General features: G+C 69.5%; 13 protein-coding genes. 8 read left to right on the forward strand and 5 right to left on the reverse strand.

Translation table 11 applies throughout. From position 1 onward, the window contains the following. Positions 1-103: 103 nt before the first annotated feature. Positions 104-1,321 carry an MFS transporter gene (locus RTW82_RS20675; RefSeq protein WP_316926297.1) on the forward strand — a complete coding sequence of 406 codons (1,218 nt, stop codon included), beginning with the start codon at positions 104-106 and terminating at the stop codon, positions 1,319-1,321. 322 nt (positions 1,322-1,643) lie between these two features. Beyond that, entirely contained in the window at positions 1,644-1,847 is a 204-nt protein-coding gene (locus RTW82_RS20680; RefSeq protein WP_316926298.1) for a hypothetical protein, read from the forward strand. A 75-nt stretch (positions 1,848-1,922) separates the two neighbouring features. Here RTW82_RS20680 and RTW82_RS20685 read toward each other — a convergent pair whose 3' ends face one another. Further along, the gene (locus tag RTW82_RS20685) at positions 1,923-4,109 is read right to left on the reverse strand and encodes a putative bifunctional diguanylate cyclase/phosphodiesterase (RefSeq protein ID WP_316926299.1); all 2,187 of its coding nucleotides are present in this window, start codon (positions 4,107-4,109) and stop codon (positions 1,923-1,925) included. A gap of 123 nt (positions 4,110-4,232) precedes the next feature. Next, positions 4,233-4,550, reverse strand: coding sequence for a hypothetical protein (locus tag RTW82_RS20690; RefSeq protein WP_316926300.1), 318 nt, complete (start codon positions 4,548-4,550; stop codon positions 4,233-4,235). 152 nt (positions 4,551-4,702) lie between these two features. On the opposite strand from RTW82_RS20690, the gene RTW82_RS20695 reads away from it, so the two are divergent. Continuing rightward, entirely contained in the window at positions 4,703-5,623 is a 921-nt protein-coding gene (locus RTW82_RS20695; RefSeq protein WP_316926301.1) for a pyridoxal-phosphate dependent enzyme, read from the forward strand. Positions 5,624-5,641: 18 nt separating this feature from the next. On the opposite strand, the gene RTW82_RS20700 is transcribed toward RTW82_RS20695, so the two are convergent. The 3 genes from RTW82_RS20700 to RTW82_RS20710 form a co-directional block, all read right to left on the reverse strand. Beyond that, positions 5,642-7,447: a monovalent cation:proton antiporter-2 (CPA2) family protein gene (locus RTW82_RS20700; RefSeq protein WP_021221044.1), complete on the reverse strand. Its 1,806-nt coding sequence runs from the start codon at positions 7,445-7,447 to the stop codon at positions 5,642-5,644. Positions 7,448-7,561: 114 nt separating this feature from the next. Continuing rightward, on the reverse strand, positions 7,562-7,759 hold the full coding sequence (locus RTW82_RS20705; protein WP_316926302.1) for a helix-turn-helix transcriptional regulator: 198 nt from the start codon (positions 7,757-7,759) through the stop codon (positions 7,562-7,564). Then, positions 7,756-8,133, reverse strand: coding sequence for a hypothetical protein (locus RTW82_RS20710; RefSeq protein ID WP_021221042.1), 378 nt, complete (start codon positions 8,131-8,133; stop codon positions 7,756-7,758). Before RTW82_RS20710 ends, RTW82_RS20705 begins: the two co-directional genes overlap by 4 nt. A 123-nt stretch (positions 8,134-8,256) precedes the next feature. Here RTW82_RS20710 and RTW82_RS20715 point away from each other — a divergent pair, with 123 nt between their 5' ends. From RTW82_RS20715 to RTW82_RS20735, 5 genes are all read left to right on the forward strand, one after another. Next, on the forward strand, positions 8,257-8,613 hold the full coding sequence (locus tag RTW82_RS20715; RefSeq protein ID WP_043244318.1) for a VOC family protein: 357 nt from the start codon (positions 8,257-8,259) through the stop codon (positions 8,611-8,613). 136 nt (positions 8,614-8,749) lie between these two features. Further along, positions 8,750-9,784: an AraC family transcriptional regulator gene (locus RTW82_RS20720; protein WP_316926303.1), complete on the forward strand. Its 1,035-nt coding sequence runs from the start codon at positions 8,750-8,752 to the stop codon at positions 9,782-9,784. A gap of 117 nt (positions 9,785-9,901) precedes the next feature. Beyond that, complete coding sequence (locus RTW82_RS20725) at positions 9,902-11,539, forward strand: AMP-binding protein (protein WP_316926304.1); 1,638 nt, start codon at positions 9,902-9,904, stop codon at positions 11,537-11,539. Between the two features lie 19 nt (positions 11,540-11,558). Continuing rightward, entirely contained in the window at positions 11,559-12,326 is a 768-nt protein-coding gene (locus RTW82_RS20730; RefSeq protein ID WP_316926305.1) for a 3-hydroxyacyl-CoA dehydrogenase, read from the forward strand. Between the two features lie 10 nt (positions 12,327-12,336). Further along, a complete protein-coding gene (locus RTW82_RS20735; protein ID WP_316926306.1) occupies positions 12,337-13,530 on the forward strand; it encodes an acetyl-CoA C-acyltransferase in 1,194 nt (397 codons plus the stop codon). Positions 13,531-13,535 lie beyond the last annotated feature (5 nt).

A 13,535-nucleotide genomic window follows, 5' to 3' on the forward strand; every position in this document is an offset into this window, starting at 1 on the left:
TTGCGCAAAAGGCAAAGCCGCTTTGCGCCCCGGGCGGATTCCCTCCACCCGCCACCTTGCCCAGGATAGGCGCCTCGAACCGTTACACCCTGAGGACCGTTGGATGAACCCTGCCAGCCATTTCGCCACCCATGCCCCCCAGGCGCTCAGCCGGGGCCTGGTGCTGCTCTTCGCCTTCTGCTGCGGCGCCATCGTCGCCAACATCTACTACGCCCAGCCGATCATCGAGCTGATCGCCCCCGATGTCGGCATCTCCACCCACGGCGCCAGCCTTATCGTCTCCCTGACCCAGGTCGGCTATGCCCTCGGGCTGTTCTTCCTGGTGCCCCTGGCGGACCTGCTGGAGAACCGCCGGCTGATGCTCGCCACCCTCGGCGTCAGCTTCCTCGCCCTGGTGGGCATGGCCCTGGCCGACGCGCCCGCCGTCCTGTTGCTGGTCTCGGCCCTGATCGGCTTCAGCTCGGTCTCGGTGCAGATGCTGATCCCCCTGGCCGCGCACCTGGCGCCCGAGGAATCCCGGGGCCGGGTGGTCGGCGGGATCATGGGCGGGCTGCTGCTGGGCATTCTCCTGGCGCGGCCGCTGTCCAGCGTGGCGGCGGACCACTTCGGCTGGCGCGCGGTGTTCTTTGGCGCTGCCGGGCTGATGCTGCTGATCGCCCTGGTGATGGCCATGGCGCTGCCCAGCCGGCGCCCCGACCACCGCGCCAGCTACGGCCAGTTGCTGGCTTCGCTCTGGCACCTGTTCCTCCGCGAGCCGGTGCTGCGCCAGCGTTCGCTGTACCAGGCGCTGATGTTCGGCACCTTCAGCCTGTTCTGGACCGCCGTGCCGGTGGAGCTGGCCCGCAACCATGGGCTGTCCCAGTCGCAGATCGCGCTGTTCGCCCTGGTCGGCGCCATCGGTGCGGTAGCTGCCCCCATCGCCGGGCGCCTGGCGGATGCGGGGCACACCCGGAGCATGTCGCGCTGCGCCATGCTGCTGGCGATGCTCAGCTTCCTCCCGGCCCTGTTCGGGCTGCCCTGGGGCGTGGTCGGCCTGGCGCTGACCGGCGTGCTGCTGGATTTCGCCGTGCAGATGAACATGGTGCTCGGCCAGCGCGAGGTCTATGCCCTGGATGCCGCCAGCCGCGGCCGGCTGAACGCGCTGTACATGACCAGCATCTTCATCGGTGGCGCCGTCGGTTCGTCCATCGCCAGCCTGCTGTACGAGCAGGGCGGCTGGCAGGCCATCGCCGCCCTTGGTGCCGCGTTGCCGCTGCTGGCCCTGGTCGCCTTCGGCCTGCACACCCGCCTGGCCACGCGGAGCCAGGTCCAGGCGGGATAACGGCCTGTTGGGTGGCACCTGTAGGGGTGAGTTCATTCGTCCAGCAGGCCGCAGGGCTGCCCTGGCTCGGTGCCCCCTGTGGCGCCGCCTGGTGGATGAAAAAAGCGCCATCCACCCTACGTACCGGTCGGCTTCGTGGCTGCGGATACGCCCTTGTAGGAGCGGCTTCAGCCGCGAAAGACCTGCCGCCGGCACCTAGCCGGGATGGCCGCAATCGATTTCGCTGATATCCACTAGTGACCGATTGCGTTTCTCCGGGCCCAGCGGCGACGCGACACTGGCCCCGTCGAATCACTCACCGATCCCCACAGGAGAATCCATCATGAGCCGCTACTTCACCGCCGCCCTGCTGGCCGCCGTCGTCGCCAGCAGCGCCTTCAGCGTCAGCGCCGCCGACCATCATTCCACCATCGAACGTGCCTTCAAGGACGCCGCCAGCGACCGCGCTTCCGTCAGCGAAACCCAGGTCGACCGTGGCAACAGCAGCGAAGAGCAGCGCAAGGGCCTGCCGCGCTGGTGGCATTGATTCCATCGAGTTCCATGGATGCAGAAGGGCGCCTCGAGGCGCCCTTCATCGTTTCTGGGCCGGTCCGGCGCCAGGCTAGCTGGCGGTGCGCACCGGCAGGCGGATGTTGTACGCCTCGGTGAAGGCCTGGGCGGACATGGGCCGGGAGAACAGGTAGCCCTGGCCCTCGCCGCAGCGCTCCAGCTTGAGACGAGCGCGCTGGGCTTCGCTTTCGATGCCCTCGGCGATGGTCTCCAGGTCGAAGCTGCGGGCCATGTCGAGGATGGCGCGGACCACCGAGGCGTCCCGGCGTGACTCCAGGATGCCCTGAACGAAGGAGCGGTCGATCTTGATCCGGCTCAGGGGGTAGGTCTTGAGCAGGATCAGCGAGGCGTAGCCGGTGCCGAAGTCGTCGAAGGCGATGCCTACGCCGTGGGCCCGCAGGCGCTGCAGGGTTTCCAGCACGATGTCGTCGTTGTCCAGCACGATGTTCTCGGTGACTTCCAGCTCCAGGGACTCCGGGGGCAGGCCATAGCGGGCCAGGGCCTCCAGCACCTCGGTCACCAGGTCGCCGACGCGGAACTGGGCGCTGAACAGGTTCACGCCCATGCGTATGTCCTCGGCGCCGTTGTTGCGCCAGAAGGCCAGTTGGGCGCAGGCCTCGTCGAGTATCCAGCTGCCCACGCTGGCCGCCAGCGGGCCGCCCTCCAGGGCCGGCAGGAAGGCCGCAGGCGGCAGCAGCCCGCGCTCGGGGTGCTGCCAGCGGATCAAGGCTTCGGCGCCGCGCAGGGAGCCGTCGCTGAGGCGCACCTGGGGTTGGTAGAAGAGCACGAACTCGCGGTTCTCCACCGCGCGGTGCAGTTCCATGGCGTGCAAATGGCGGCTCACCGCCTCCATGCGCAGTTCGGGGGTGAAGGCGGCCACCTGGCTGCGGCCAACGCCCTTGGCCTTGAACAGCGCCAGGTCGGCGTCACCCACCAGCTCCAGTGCTTCCAGGGCGTGCAGGGGGGCCAGGGCCAGGCCGCAGCTGGCCGCGACCCGCACCTCGTGGCCATCCACCAGGATGGGCTGGGCGATGTCGCTGATGGCGTTGTGGGCCACCAGCAGCGCGGATTCGGGCTGGGTGATGCCGGTGAGCAGCAGGGCGAACTCGTCGCCGCCGATGCGCGCCACCAGGTCGCTGGGGCCCGCAATGGCGGCCAGGCGGTTCGCCACTTCGCGGAGGATGCCGTCGCCGATCAGGTGGCCCAGGGTGTCGTTGACGTCCTTGAAACCGTCCAGGTCGATCATCAGCACCGTTACCGGCTCGGCCGCCAGCAGGGCCTCTTCGGCGCGGCGGTAGAAGCAGCCGCGGTTGGCCAGGCCGGTGAGGGCGTCGAAGGTGGCCAGGCGGCGCAACTCGGCCTCTTCCTGCTGGCGCTGGCTGTTGTCGCTGAGCACAGCCTCGAAGCGTGGATAGCCCTTTTCGCTCCAGGAGAACAGCGACAGGCCCAGGTCGAATTCGCTGCCGTCCTTGTGCAGGCCCTTGAGGGTGGTGGGCGTGCTCAGGTCGGCCAGGTAGCCGGCGGTCACGGCACGGCGGATCAGCGCCAGGAAGGGCGGGCGCTCGGCCACGGCCAGCAGCGCCTCCACCGGCAGCCCGGCGCCTTCCTCGGGGGCGTAGCCCAGCAGGTCGGCGGCGGCGGGGTTCCAGGCGAGGATATGGCCCCGGTGGTCGAACCAGAGCACCGGGGTGTCCGAATGGCCGGCGTAGGTCTCGAAGGCGGGGCGCTTGCGCTCGGCGCTCACTTCGATGCGGCGCAGTTCCAGGCGGTCGGTGGCCATGCGCGCCAGCTCCCGCAGGCGCTCGCGGTCTTCTTCGGAGAAGTCCTGGTGGGGCTGGTCGTCGATGATGCACAGCGCCCCCAGGGGCAGGCCCTCGGCGGAGAGCAGCGGCACCCCGGCATAGAAGCGCAGGTTGGTGGGGCCGAGCACCAGGGGGTTGTCGTGGAAGCGGTCGTCCTGGGTGGCATCCGGCACCACCATGACCTGGTCCTGGGTGATGGCATGGGCGCAGAAGGACACGTCGCGGTCCATGTCCACCTCGCCGACGCCGGTGCTGGCGGCGAAGAACACATGGTCGCTGCCGATCATGTTCACCGCGGCCACGGGCATGTCGAACATGCGTGCGGCGATGCGCACCACGGGGTCCAGGCTGGGGACCATGCGTTCGTCGTCGAGACCGTAGTCGACGAGGGCACGCAGGCGTTCGGCTTCGTTCGGCAGCTGCGAGGGACAGCGCATGGCAACCTCCTGTCGATGTTAACTCCCTGATGCAACGCCCTAAGGATAGATGCGCCTCGCGCTCTGCCAGCGGTGGACGCACACGAGCGGACGGACGGTTTGCAGGCGGCGAATCCCTCTGCTTCAACCCTCGCGGGGCTGCTCGCGCAACTTCGCCAGGCGTCGGTGGATCAGCATCAGCGCCACGGAGGTGCCCTGGCGCACCGGTGCGTCGAGCCTTGCGCTGAACACCGGCGGCGGGTCGCTGGCCCCGCCGGCTTCCAGCTGGCTGGCGATGCGCTCCAGCTCGTAGATGCCGTCGCCCTCCGCAGGCTGCGCCGCGCGGGCCTGGGCGATCGCCAGGTCGAGCCGTTGCGTCAGGTCTTCGAGCGGGCCGGTGTCGAACAGTTGCCTGGCCAGTTCCAGGCCGGCGAGGTGGGAATGGTCGGGCGTCTTGTGCATGCGAGCGTCCTGTTGGCGTTAACGGGTAGACCGTGGCGCTCGTGGGTTGCTCAAGGAATTTGACGTGCCGCTGTCCCGCTGCAAGAACATACAAGACGCCCCGGCCGTGGTCGGCCGAAACTGGCGACCCGAGAATGCCGTGCGAGCCCGAGATGACCCTGCATATCCAGACCCCGTTGATCCATTCCCGCCCCCTCAGCCTCGCCGCCGGTACTGAGGTGTGGCTGAAGCTGGAGGCCCTGCAGCCGTCGGGCTCGTTCAAGTTGCGCGGCATCGGTGCCGCCTGCGAGGCCCATGCACGGCAGGGCAAGCGGCGCTTCATCTCGTCCTCCGGTGGCAACGCGGGTATCGCCGTGGCCTATGCCGGGCGCTGCCTGTCGATCCCGGTAACGGTGGTGGTGCCGGAAACCACCACCGAGCGCGCCAAGGCGCTGATCCGCCAGGAGGGCGCCGAGGTGATCGTCCACGGCGCCGCCTGGCACGAGGCCAATGCCCTGGCGCAATCGATGCTGGGCGCGGCCGATGCCTTCATCCACCCCTTCGATGACCCGCTGCTCTGGCAGGGCCATGCGAGCCTGGTGGACGAGGTGGCCGCCAGCGGTTTTCGCCCGGACGCGGTCCTGCTCTCGGTGGGCGGTGGTGGCTTGTTCAGCGGCGTGGTGGAGGGCTTGCAGCGCAACGGCTGGAATACCGTGCCGGTGATCACCGCCGAAACCACGGGCGCGGCGTCCTTCGCCCGGGCGCTGGAAGCGGGGCGGCGCATCGAACTGGAGCGCATCGACAGCGTGGCCACCTCGCTCGGCGCCAGGCAGGTGTGCGAGCGGGCCTTCGCCCTGGGGCGCAGCCACCCGGTGCAGGCGCAGGTGGTGAGTGACCGGGCGGCGCTGGAGGCCTGCGAGCGCTTCCTCGATGAGCAGCGCATCCTCGTCGAGCCGGCCTGTGGCGCGGCATTGGCCCTGGCCTATGCCGGGAACGAGGCGCTGCGGGCCCATGGGCGGGTGATGGTGGTGGTGTGTGGCGGGGTCACCGCCACGCTGGAACAGATAAGCGCCTGGAAGGCCGCCCAGCCCTGAGGCCGGGCGGTTGGGGGCCTACTTGACGCCCTGGTCCTCGATGCGGTCGGCGTCGAACAGGGTTTCCAGCTCGGCACGGGCTTCGCGGGCGGTCTGCATCACTGCAGCGGCGTCGCCATGGACCTTGTGCTGGGCCGCCAGCACTTCCTCGTCGTGGCGCTGGAAGCGGCGGATGCGTGCATTGGCCTGCTCCTCGTCCAGGCCCATGCCGATGAGCACCTGGCGGCTCATCTCCAGGCTGGAATAGAAGGTCTCGCGCACCGGCAGGGCGCCGAGGTCGAGCAACTGGTGCACATGCTGGCGGTCCCGGGCGCGGGAAATGATCTTCAGGTGCGGGTAGAGGCGGCGCACCAGCTCGGTGGTCTTCAGGTTGGTCACCGGATCGTCGGTGGCGATGATGAAGAACTCGGCCTTGTCCACCTTGGCCGCGCGGAGGATCTCCGGGCGCAGCGGGTCGCCGTAGAAGATCGGCATGCGGCCCAGGCTGCGGGACAGCTCGATGGTTTCCACCGAGGTGTCCAGGGCCAGGAAGGGCACGCGCTGGGCGCGCAGCACACGGGCGACGATCTGGCCCATGCGGCCGGTGCCGGCGATCACCACGCGGGGCGAGTCGCTTTCGATCTTCTCGTATTCCGGCGGCACGTTCACCGGCGCGGGCTTGGCCTTGAACACGCGGTTGATGGCGAGGATCAGCAGCGGCGTCAGCGCCATGGACAGGGTGATGGCCAGCACCAGGAAGCCATGCAGCTGCGCATCGAACAGGCCCTGGTCGCGGGCCATCTTGAACACCACGAAGGCGAATTCACCACCGGCGGCCAGCACCACGCCCAGGCGCAGCGCGCTCTCGCGGGTGAGGCCACCGGCGCTGCGGCCCACCAGGAACAGCACCGGGAACTTGAGGCCGATCAGCAGCGCAGTGAGGCCCAGCACCAGCAGCGGTTGGCCCAGCAGCAGGCTGAGGTCGGCGCTCATGCCCACGCTGATGAAGAACAGCCCCAGCAGCAGGCCCTTGAACGGCTCGATCTGGGCTTCCAGCTCATGGCGGTATTCCGAGTCGGCCAGCAGCAGGCCGGCGAGGAAGGCCCCCAAGGCCATGGAAATGCCCGCCAGCTCCATCAGCCAGGCGGTGCCGATCACCACCAGCAGCGCGGTGGCGGTGGACACCTCCTGCAGGCCGGTGCGGGCGACGATGCGGAACACCGGGCGCAGCAGGAAGCGACCACCGATCACCACCAGCCCGATGCTGCCGACCACCTCGGCGAGGTGGGCCAGCTGGCCGCCGTCGTCGCGGGCGGCGGTGGCACCGCTGAGCAGCGGGATCAGGGCGATCAGCGGGATGGCCGCGATGTCCTGGAACAGCAGGATGGCGAAGGCCAGGCGGCCGTGGGGGCTGGTCAGCTCCTTGCGCTCGGCGAGTATCTGCAGGCCGAAGGCGGTGGAGGAGAGCGCCAGGCCCAGGCCCAGCACCACGGCGCTCTGCCAGGAACGGGCGAAGGCCAGGTAGGCGATGCCGGCGATCAGCGCGCCGGTGAGCAGCACCTGGGCCAGGCCGACGCCGAACACCGAGCGCCGCATCACCCAGAGGCGCCGGGGCGAGAGCTCCAGGCCGATGATGAAGAGCAGCAGCACCACGCCCAGTTCGGACAGGTGGGCGACGTTCTGCGGGTCGCTGACCAGGCGCAGGACGGAGGGACCGATCAGCACGCCGGCCAGCAGGTAGCCGAGCACGGCCCCCAGTTGCAGGCGCTTGGCGAGAGGCACGGCAAGGACGGCGGCGAGCAGGAAGACCACGGCGACCTGCAACGGGCTGCCTTCATGGGGCATGGGAAGTTCCTTGGGCAAACGGTAAGAAAGGTCCGACGGAGCGGCGGAGGGCGCAAGAATAGGGGGTGGGGGCCGCCGCTGTCACGGTGCGGCCCTGTGTCCGGTTGGCGCGGGTCAGTCTTCGGGGGCGTCGAAGATGGCCTCGATGGGCAGGGTGAAGACCCTGGCGATGCGGAAGGCCAGGGGCAGGCTGGGGTCGTAGCGACCGGTTTCGATGGCGTTCACCGTCTGCCGTGAAACCCCCAGGTGCCCGGCCAGCTCGGCCTGGGACCAGCCCGCCGCGGTGCGCAGTTCGCGTACGTGGTTGATCAACGGTAGCGCCTCGTGCCGATGAAGGCGCCCAGGGCCCAGAGCGGGCCCATCAGGCTCCATACCATGAACATCGACAGGCGTGGGAAGCCGGCGGTTTCCAGGAAGCCGTAGGAGAAGGTGATCAGCGCGGTGCCGAGGAAGGCGATGCCGAGGGCTTCGAGCTGGATCATCCGGCCCATCTCGTCAAGCTGGCGCAACTGCCGCAGCACGGCGATGGCCACCGCCACCAGGGGGATCACCGGCAGCACGGCGAGCAGGGTCTTGCCGACGCCCGGCTGCAGGTCGCCGAGGAAGAGGGAAGTGACCACCACCGTGACGACGTAGAGGGTCATGGAGAGGCCGAACTCCAGGGCGAAGCGTTTGCGTGGGGACATGATGGAATCCTCGGATGGAAAGCGTGCTTTACATTATGCGGTGCGCTTTTTTGAGTCAAGGACGCTTTACATCGACCGTTGCACGGCTATGCTGCTGCGGTCTTCAACAAGGAGCCCGATGCCATGAAGGTGCTGCGCCTGGTCGCCAATTTCGCCACCCCCGATCCCGCCGCGCTGGCGGATTTCTACCGCCGCCTGCTGGACCTCGATGTGGTGATGGACCATGGCTGGATCGTCACCCTGGCCTCCCCGGAGGACGTGCGCATGCGCCCGCAGCTGGGCCTGGCCAGCGAAGGCGGCTCGGGCACGCCGGTGCCGGAGCTCTCGGTCGAGGTGGACGATGTGGCAGAGGTGCACCGCCGGGCCGAGGCCCTGGGCGCCGAGATCGCCTACCCGCTGAGCGATGAGCCCTGGGGCGTGCGGCGCTTCTTCGTGCGGGACCCGGCGGGGCGCCTGCTGAATGTGCTGGAGCACCTGTAGCGGGCCGCGTTTGCACGGATGCGGGGGCTCGGGTGGGTGTGGTGCCCCCCGGGCTGAAGCCCGGGCTACATCCGGGCTGCGCGCCTCGACGTGATCGCTCTACAATCGGCCTCCCCACTGCACGCGCCAGGGAACCATGACCGGCACCCTCACCGAAAAAGGCACCATCTCCGTCCAGCTGGTCCGCGAGGCCCTGCAGGAGCTGCGCGCCCGTGGCCTCGATGCGCAGCCGCTGCTGCTGCACGCCGAGATCGCCGCCGAGGCGCTGGAGCGGCCCTATGGGCGGGTCTCCACGCAGCAGTACGCGCGGCTCTGGCTGGGCCTGGCACAGCAGATGGACGATGAGTTCTTCGGCATGAACCCGCGGCGGATGAAGTCCGGCAGCTTCGCCTTCATGGCCCGCGCGGCCTTGAAGGAAGCCAACCTGGGGGATGCGCTGGAGGGCATCCTCGGCTTCCTCGGCCTGGTGTTCGATGGCCTGTCGCCGCGCCTGGTGCGCCAGGGCGGCATGGCGGAGATCGTGCTGGAGGAGGCGCGGGGCGAGTCCCAGCGCGCCTTTGCCTATTTCACCCTGTGGATGATCGTCCACGGCCTGGCCTGCTGGCTGGCCGGGCGGCGCATTGCCATCCTCGCCATCGACCTGCGCTGCGCGGCGCCGGACTACATCGAGGACTACCGGGTGATGTTCAGCGACAACCTGCGCTTCGGCCGGCCGCGCACGCGCCTGCTGTTCAATGCCGACTGCCTGGCGTTGCCGGTGCGCCGTGGCGAGCGCGAACTGAAGCGCTTCCTCGGCGGTGCGCCGGCCAACATCCTGGTGCGTTACCGCGACCCGCAAAGCCTGGCGGCGCGCATCCGCGCCTACCTGCGCAGCCTGCGCCCCGAGCGCTGGCCGGACTTGGAAGCGCTCTCCAGCCATTTCTACATGGCGCCTTCGACCCTGCGTCGCAAGCTGGCCCTGGAAGACCAGTCCTACCAGGCACTCAAGGACCAGGTGCGCCGCGACCTGGCCATCGCCCGCCTGGACAGCGGCGAGGGTAATTTCGCCGAACTGGCCTTCGAACTGGGCTTCGCCGACGCCAGCGCCTTCTACAAGGCCTTCCGCAAGTGGACCGGCACCACGCCCGGCCAATACCGCGAGCTGATGCAGCCGAGCCCGTCGCCGGGCTAGCTGGCCACTGGCCGTTGTCAAAAGCGCTCGCCCAGGTTGGCGCCATTCGACATTGCCCCTGGGCAACGCCGGTCCGAAGATTCCGCTCACTACAAGAACAATGCGGAGTCACCGTCCATGCGCGACTACCACGAGGCTGCACGCCGATTCGACCTGGCCGACGCTTTCGCCGGCACCCTGGCGGGCACGCCGGACGCCCTCAACGCCTGCATCGAATGCTGTGACCGCCACGCCGAACCGGGGCGCGTGGCACTGGTCTGGGAAGGCCGTGACGGCCGCCGCGAGGACTGGACCTTCACCCGGCTGAAGGAGGCCAGCGCACGCTTCGCTCATTACCTGCGCGAACAGGGCATCGGCCCGGGGGATTGCGTCTCCGGCCTGCTGCCGCGCACGCCCGAGTTGCTGGTCACCATCCTCGGCACCTGGCGCATCGGCGCCGTCTACCAGCCCTTGTTCACCGCCTTCGGCCCCAAGGCCATCGAGCACCGCCTGCAATGCGGCCAGTCGCGCCTGGTGGTGGTGGACGCCGCCAACCGCGCCAAGCTGGATGAAGTGGCCCAGGTGCCGGCGATCCTCACGGTCGGTGGCAGCGAGCCGGCTGGCTGCGCCTTCTGGAATGCCCTGGCACAGCACGACGACGATTTCGAGCCGGTGCTGCGCCGTGCCGATGATCCGTTCCTGCTGATGTGCACCTCGGGCACCACCGGGCTGCCCAAGGCGCTGCAGGTGCCGCTGCGGGCGATCCTCGCCTTCGTCGGCTACATGCGCGATGCGGTGGGCCTGCGCGAGGACGACCGCTTCTGGAACCTGGCCGACCCGGGCTGGGCCTACGGGCTTTACTACGCAGTGACCGGCCCTCTGGCCCTGGGCCACGCCACCACCTTTTACGAGGGTGGCTTCAGCGTCGAAAGCACCTGCCGGATCATCCGCGAGCTGGGCATCACCAACCTGGCCGGCTCGCCCACGGCCTTCCGCCTGCTGCTGGCGGCGCGGGAGCAGGTGGAGCCGGAGCTCAAGGGCCGGCTGCGCGCGGTGAGCAGTGCCGGCGAGCCGCTGACCCCGGAGGTGATCCGCTGGTTCGGCGAGGGCCTGGGCACCACCATCCACGACCATTACGGCCAGACCGAGCTGGGCATGGTGCTGTGCAACCACCACGAACTGGCGCACCCGGTGCGCATCGGCGCCGCCGGTTTCGCCGTGCCCGGCCACCGCGTGGTGGTGCTGGACGAGGCCCATCGCGAGCTGCCGGCGGGGCAGCCGGGCATCCTCGCCATCGACCGTGCCCGCTCGCCGCTGTTCTGGTTCCCCGGTTACCTGGGCGGCACCACCAAGGCCTTCGTCGGCGACTACTACCTGAGCGGCGACACCGTGGAGCTGAGCACGGACGGCAGCATCGCCTTCGTCGGCCGCTCGGACGATGTGATCACCACCTCCGGCTACCGGGTCGGGCCCTTCGATGTGGAGAGCGCGCTGATCGAGCACCCGGCCGTGGTCGAGGCGGCGGTGATCGGCAAGCCGTGCCCGGAGCGCACCGAGCTGGTCAAGGCCTTCGTCGTGCTCAAGCCTGGCCATACCGCTGATGCCGGCCTGGCGGAGGCCCTGCAGCAGCACGTGCGCAAGCGCCTGTCCGCCCATGCCTACCCCCGCGAGATCGAGTTCGTCGCGGAACTGCCCAAGACACCCAGCGGCAAGATCCAGCGCTTCCTGTTGCGTAACCAGGAAGTCGCCAGCGCCCAGGCGCGTGCCGCCCACTGACCACCAAGGAGCCCTAGACGTGCAGATAGAAAACAGAACCTTCCTGATCACCGGTGGTGGCTCCGGCCTCGGCCTGGCCACCGCCCGCACCCTGCTGCAGCAAGGCGCCCGGGTGCTGCTGGTGGACATCAACGCCGAAGCCGGTGCTGCCCGCGCCGCCGAACTGGGTGACAAGGCCCGCTTCCAGCGCGCCGACATCACCCGCGAAGACGAAGCCCAGGCCGCCGTGGCCGCTGCAATCGAAGCCTTTGGCGCGTTGCACGGCCTGGTCAACTGCGCCGGCATCGCCCCCGCCGAGAAGGTGCTGGGGCGCAAGGGCGTGCACGGGCTGGAGAGCTTCCGCCGGGTGGTGGAGGTCAACCTGATCGGCAGCTTCAACATGCTGCGCCTGGCCGCCGAAGCCATGGTCGGCAACGAGCCGAACGAGGAGGGCGAGCGTGGGGTGGCGATCAACACCGCCTCGGTGGCCGCCTTCGACGGGCAGATGGGCCAGGCCGCCTATTCCGCCTCCAAGGGCGGCGTCGCCGCCATGACTCTGCCGCTGGCGCGGGACCTGGCGCGCTCCGGCATCCGCGTGATGTGCATCGCCCCCGGCATCTTCGAGACGCCGATGATGGCCGGCATGCCCCAGGAGGTGCGCGATTCCCTGGCCGCCGACGTGCCCTTCCCGCCGCGCCTGGGGCGCCCGGACGAGTACGCCGCCCTGGCCGCTCACATCATCGGCAACCCCATGCTCAACGGCGAGGTCATCCGCCTGGATGGCGCGCTGCGCATGGCCGCGAAATAAGGAGCCCGTCATGAACGCGAAGATCGACCCCATCGTGATCGTCAGTGCCGCCCGCACGCCCATGGGCGGCTTCCTCGGTGACCTGCGCGAGATGACCGCCGCCGAGCTGGGCGCCGCCGCCATCGCCGCTGCCCTGGCGCGCGCCGGCCTGGCCGCCGACGCGGTGGACGAGGTGCTGATGGGCTGCGTGCTGCAGGCCGGCCAAGGCCAGGCGCCGGCGCGCCAGGCGGCACTGGGTGCCGGGCTGCCCCAGGGCGTGGTGTGCTCGACGGTGAACAAGATGTGCGGCTCCGGCATGAAGGCGGCGATGCTCGGGCATGACCTGCTGGCGGCCGGCAGCGCCGATGTGGTGATAGCCGGCGGCATGGAGAGCATGTCCAACGCGCCCTACCTGCTGGAGCGCGCGCGTTCCGGCTATCGCATGGGCCATGGCAAGGTGCTGGACCATATGTTCCTCGACGGCCTGGAGGACGCCTACGACAAGGGCCGCCTGATGGGCACCTTCGCCGAGGATTGCGCCCAGTCCTACGGCTTCACCCGCGAGCAGCAGGACGCCTTCGCCATCGAATCCCTCACCCGCGCGCAGAAGGCCCTGACCGAAGGCCGCTTCGCTGCCGAGACGGTGGCGGTGCAGGCGCGGGCCGGGCGTGAGCTGCGTAGCATCGAGGCCGACGAGCAGCCGCCCAAGGCACGGCTGGACAAGATCCCCACCCTGAAGCCTGCATTCCGCGAGGGCGGCAGCGTCACCGCGGCCAACTCCAGCTCGATTTCCGATGGCGCCGCGGCGCTGCTGCTGATGCGCCTGTCGGAGGCGGACAAGCGCGGCCTCACGCCCCTGGCGCGGATCGCCGACCACGCGTCCTTCGCCCAGGCGCCGGGGCTGTTCACCACCGCGCCGGTGGGCTCGATCCAGCGCCTGCTGGCACGCACTGGCTGGAACCTCGGCGATGTGGACCTGTTCGAGATCAACGAGGCCTTCGCCGTGGTGCCCATGGTGGCCATGCGTGACCTGGGCATCGCCCATGAACGCCTCAACGTGCACGGCGGCGCCTGCGCCCTGGGCCACCCCATCGGCGCATCCGGTGCGCGGGTGCTGGTGACCCTGCTGGGCGCGCTGAGCCAGTACGGCCTCAAGCGTGGCGTGGCCTCGGTGTGCATCGGCGGCGGCGAAGCCACGGCCGTGGCCATCGAGCGCCTGGACTGAAGGAG

It is taken from the genome of Pseudomonas sp. zfem005, assembly GCF_032621735.1.
GTDB classification, from domain to species: domain Bacteria; phylum Pseudomonadota; class Gammaproteobacteria; order Pseudomonadales; family Pseudomonadaceae; genus Metapseudomonas; species Metapseudomonas solani.

What these genes read in the sequence shown, in the direction of transcription:
- RTW82_RS20675 (WP_316926297.1), top strand. Translation starts at nt 104, where the DNA reads ATGAACCCTGCCAGCCATTTCGCCACCCATGCCCCCCAGGCGCTCAGC.
- RTW82_RS20680 (WP_316926298.1), top strand. Translation starts at nt 1,644, where the DNA reads ATGAGCCGCTACTTCACCGCCGCCCTGCTGGCCGCCGTCGTCGCCAGC.
- RTW82_RS20685 (WP_316926299.1), bottom strand. Translation starts at nt 4,109, where the DNA reads ATGCGCTGTCCCTCGCAGCTGCCGAACGAAGCCGAACGCCTGCGTGCC.
- RTW82_RS20690 (WP_316926300.1), bottom strand. Translation starts at nt 4,550, where the DNA reads ATGCACAAGACGCCCGACCATTCCCACCTCGCCGGCCTGGAACTGGCC.
- RTW82_RS20695 (WP_316926301.1), top strand. Translation starts at nt 4,703, where the DNA reads ATGACCCTGCATATCCAGACCCCGTTGATCCATTCCCGCCCCCTCAGC.
- RTW82_RS20700 (WP_021221044.1), bottom strand. Translation starts at nt 7,447, where the DNA reads ATGCCCCATGAAGGCAGCCCGTTGCAGGTCGCCGTGGTCTTCCTGCTC.
- RTW82_RS20710 (WP_021221042.1), bottom strand. Translation starts at nt 8,133, where the DNA reads ATGTCCCCACGCAAACGCTTCGCCCTGGAGTTCGGCCTCTCCATGACC.
- RTW82_RS20715 (WP_043244318.1), top strand. Translation starts at nt 8,257, where the DNA reads ATGAAGGTGCTGCGCCTGGTCGCCAATTTCGCCACCCCCGATCCCGCC.
- RTW82_RS20720 (WP_316926303.1), top strand. Translation starts at nt 8,750, where the DNA reads ATGACCGGCACCCTCACCGAAAAAGGCACCATCTCCGTCCAGCTGGTC.
- RTW82_RS20725 (WP_316926304.1), top strand. Translation starts at nt 9,902, where the DNA reads ATGCGCGACTACCACGAGGCTGCACGCCGATTCGACCTGGCCGACGCT.
- RTW82_RS20735 (WP_316926306.1), top strand. Translation starts at nt 12,337, where the DNA reads ATGAACGCGAAGATCGACCCCATCGTGATCGTCAGTGCCGCCCGCACG.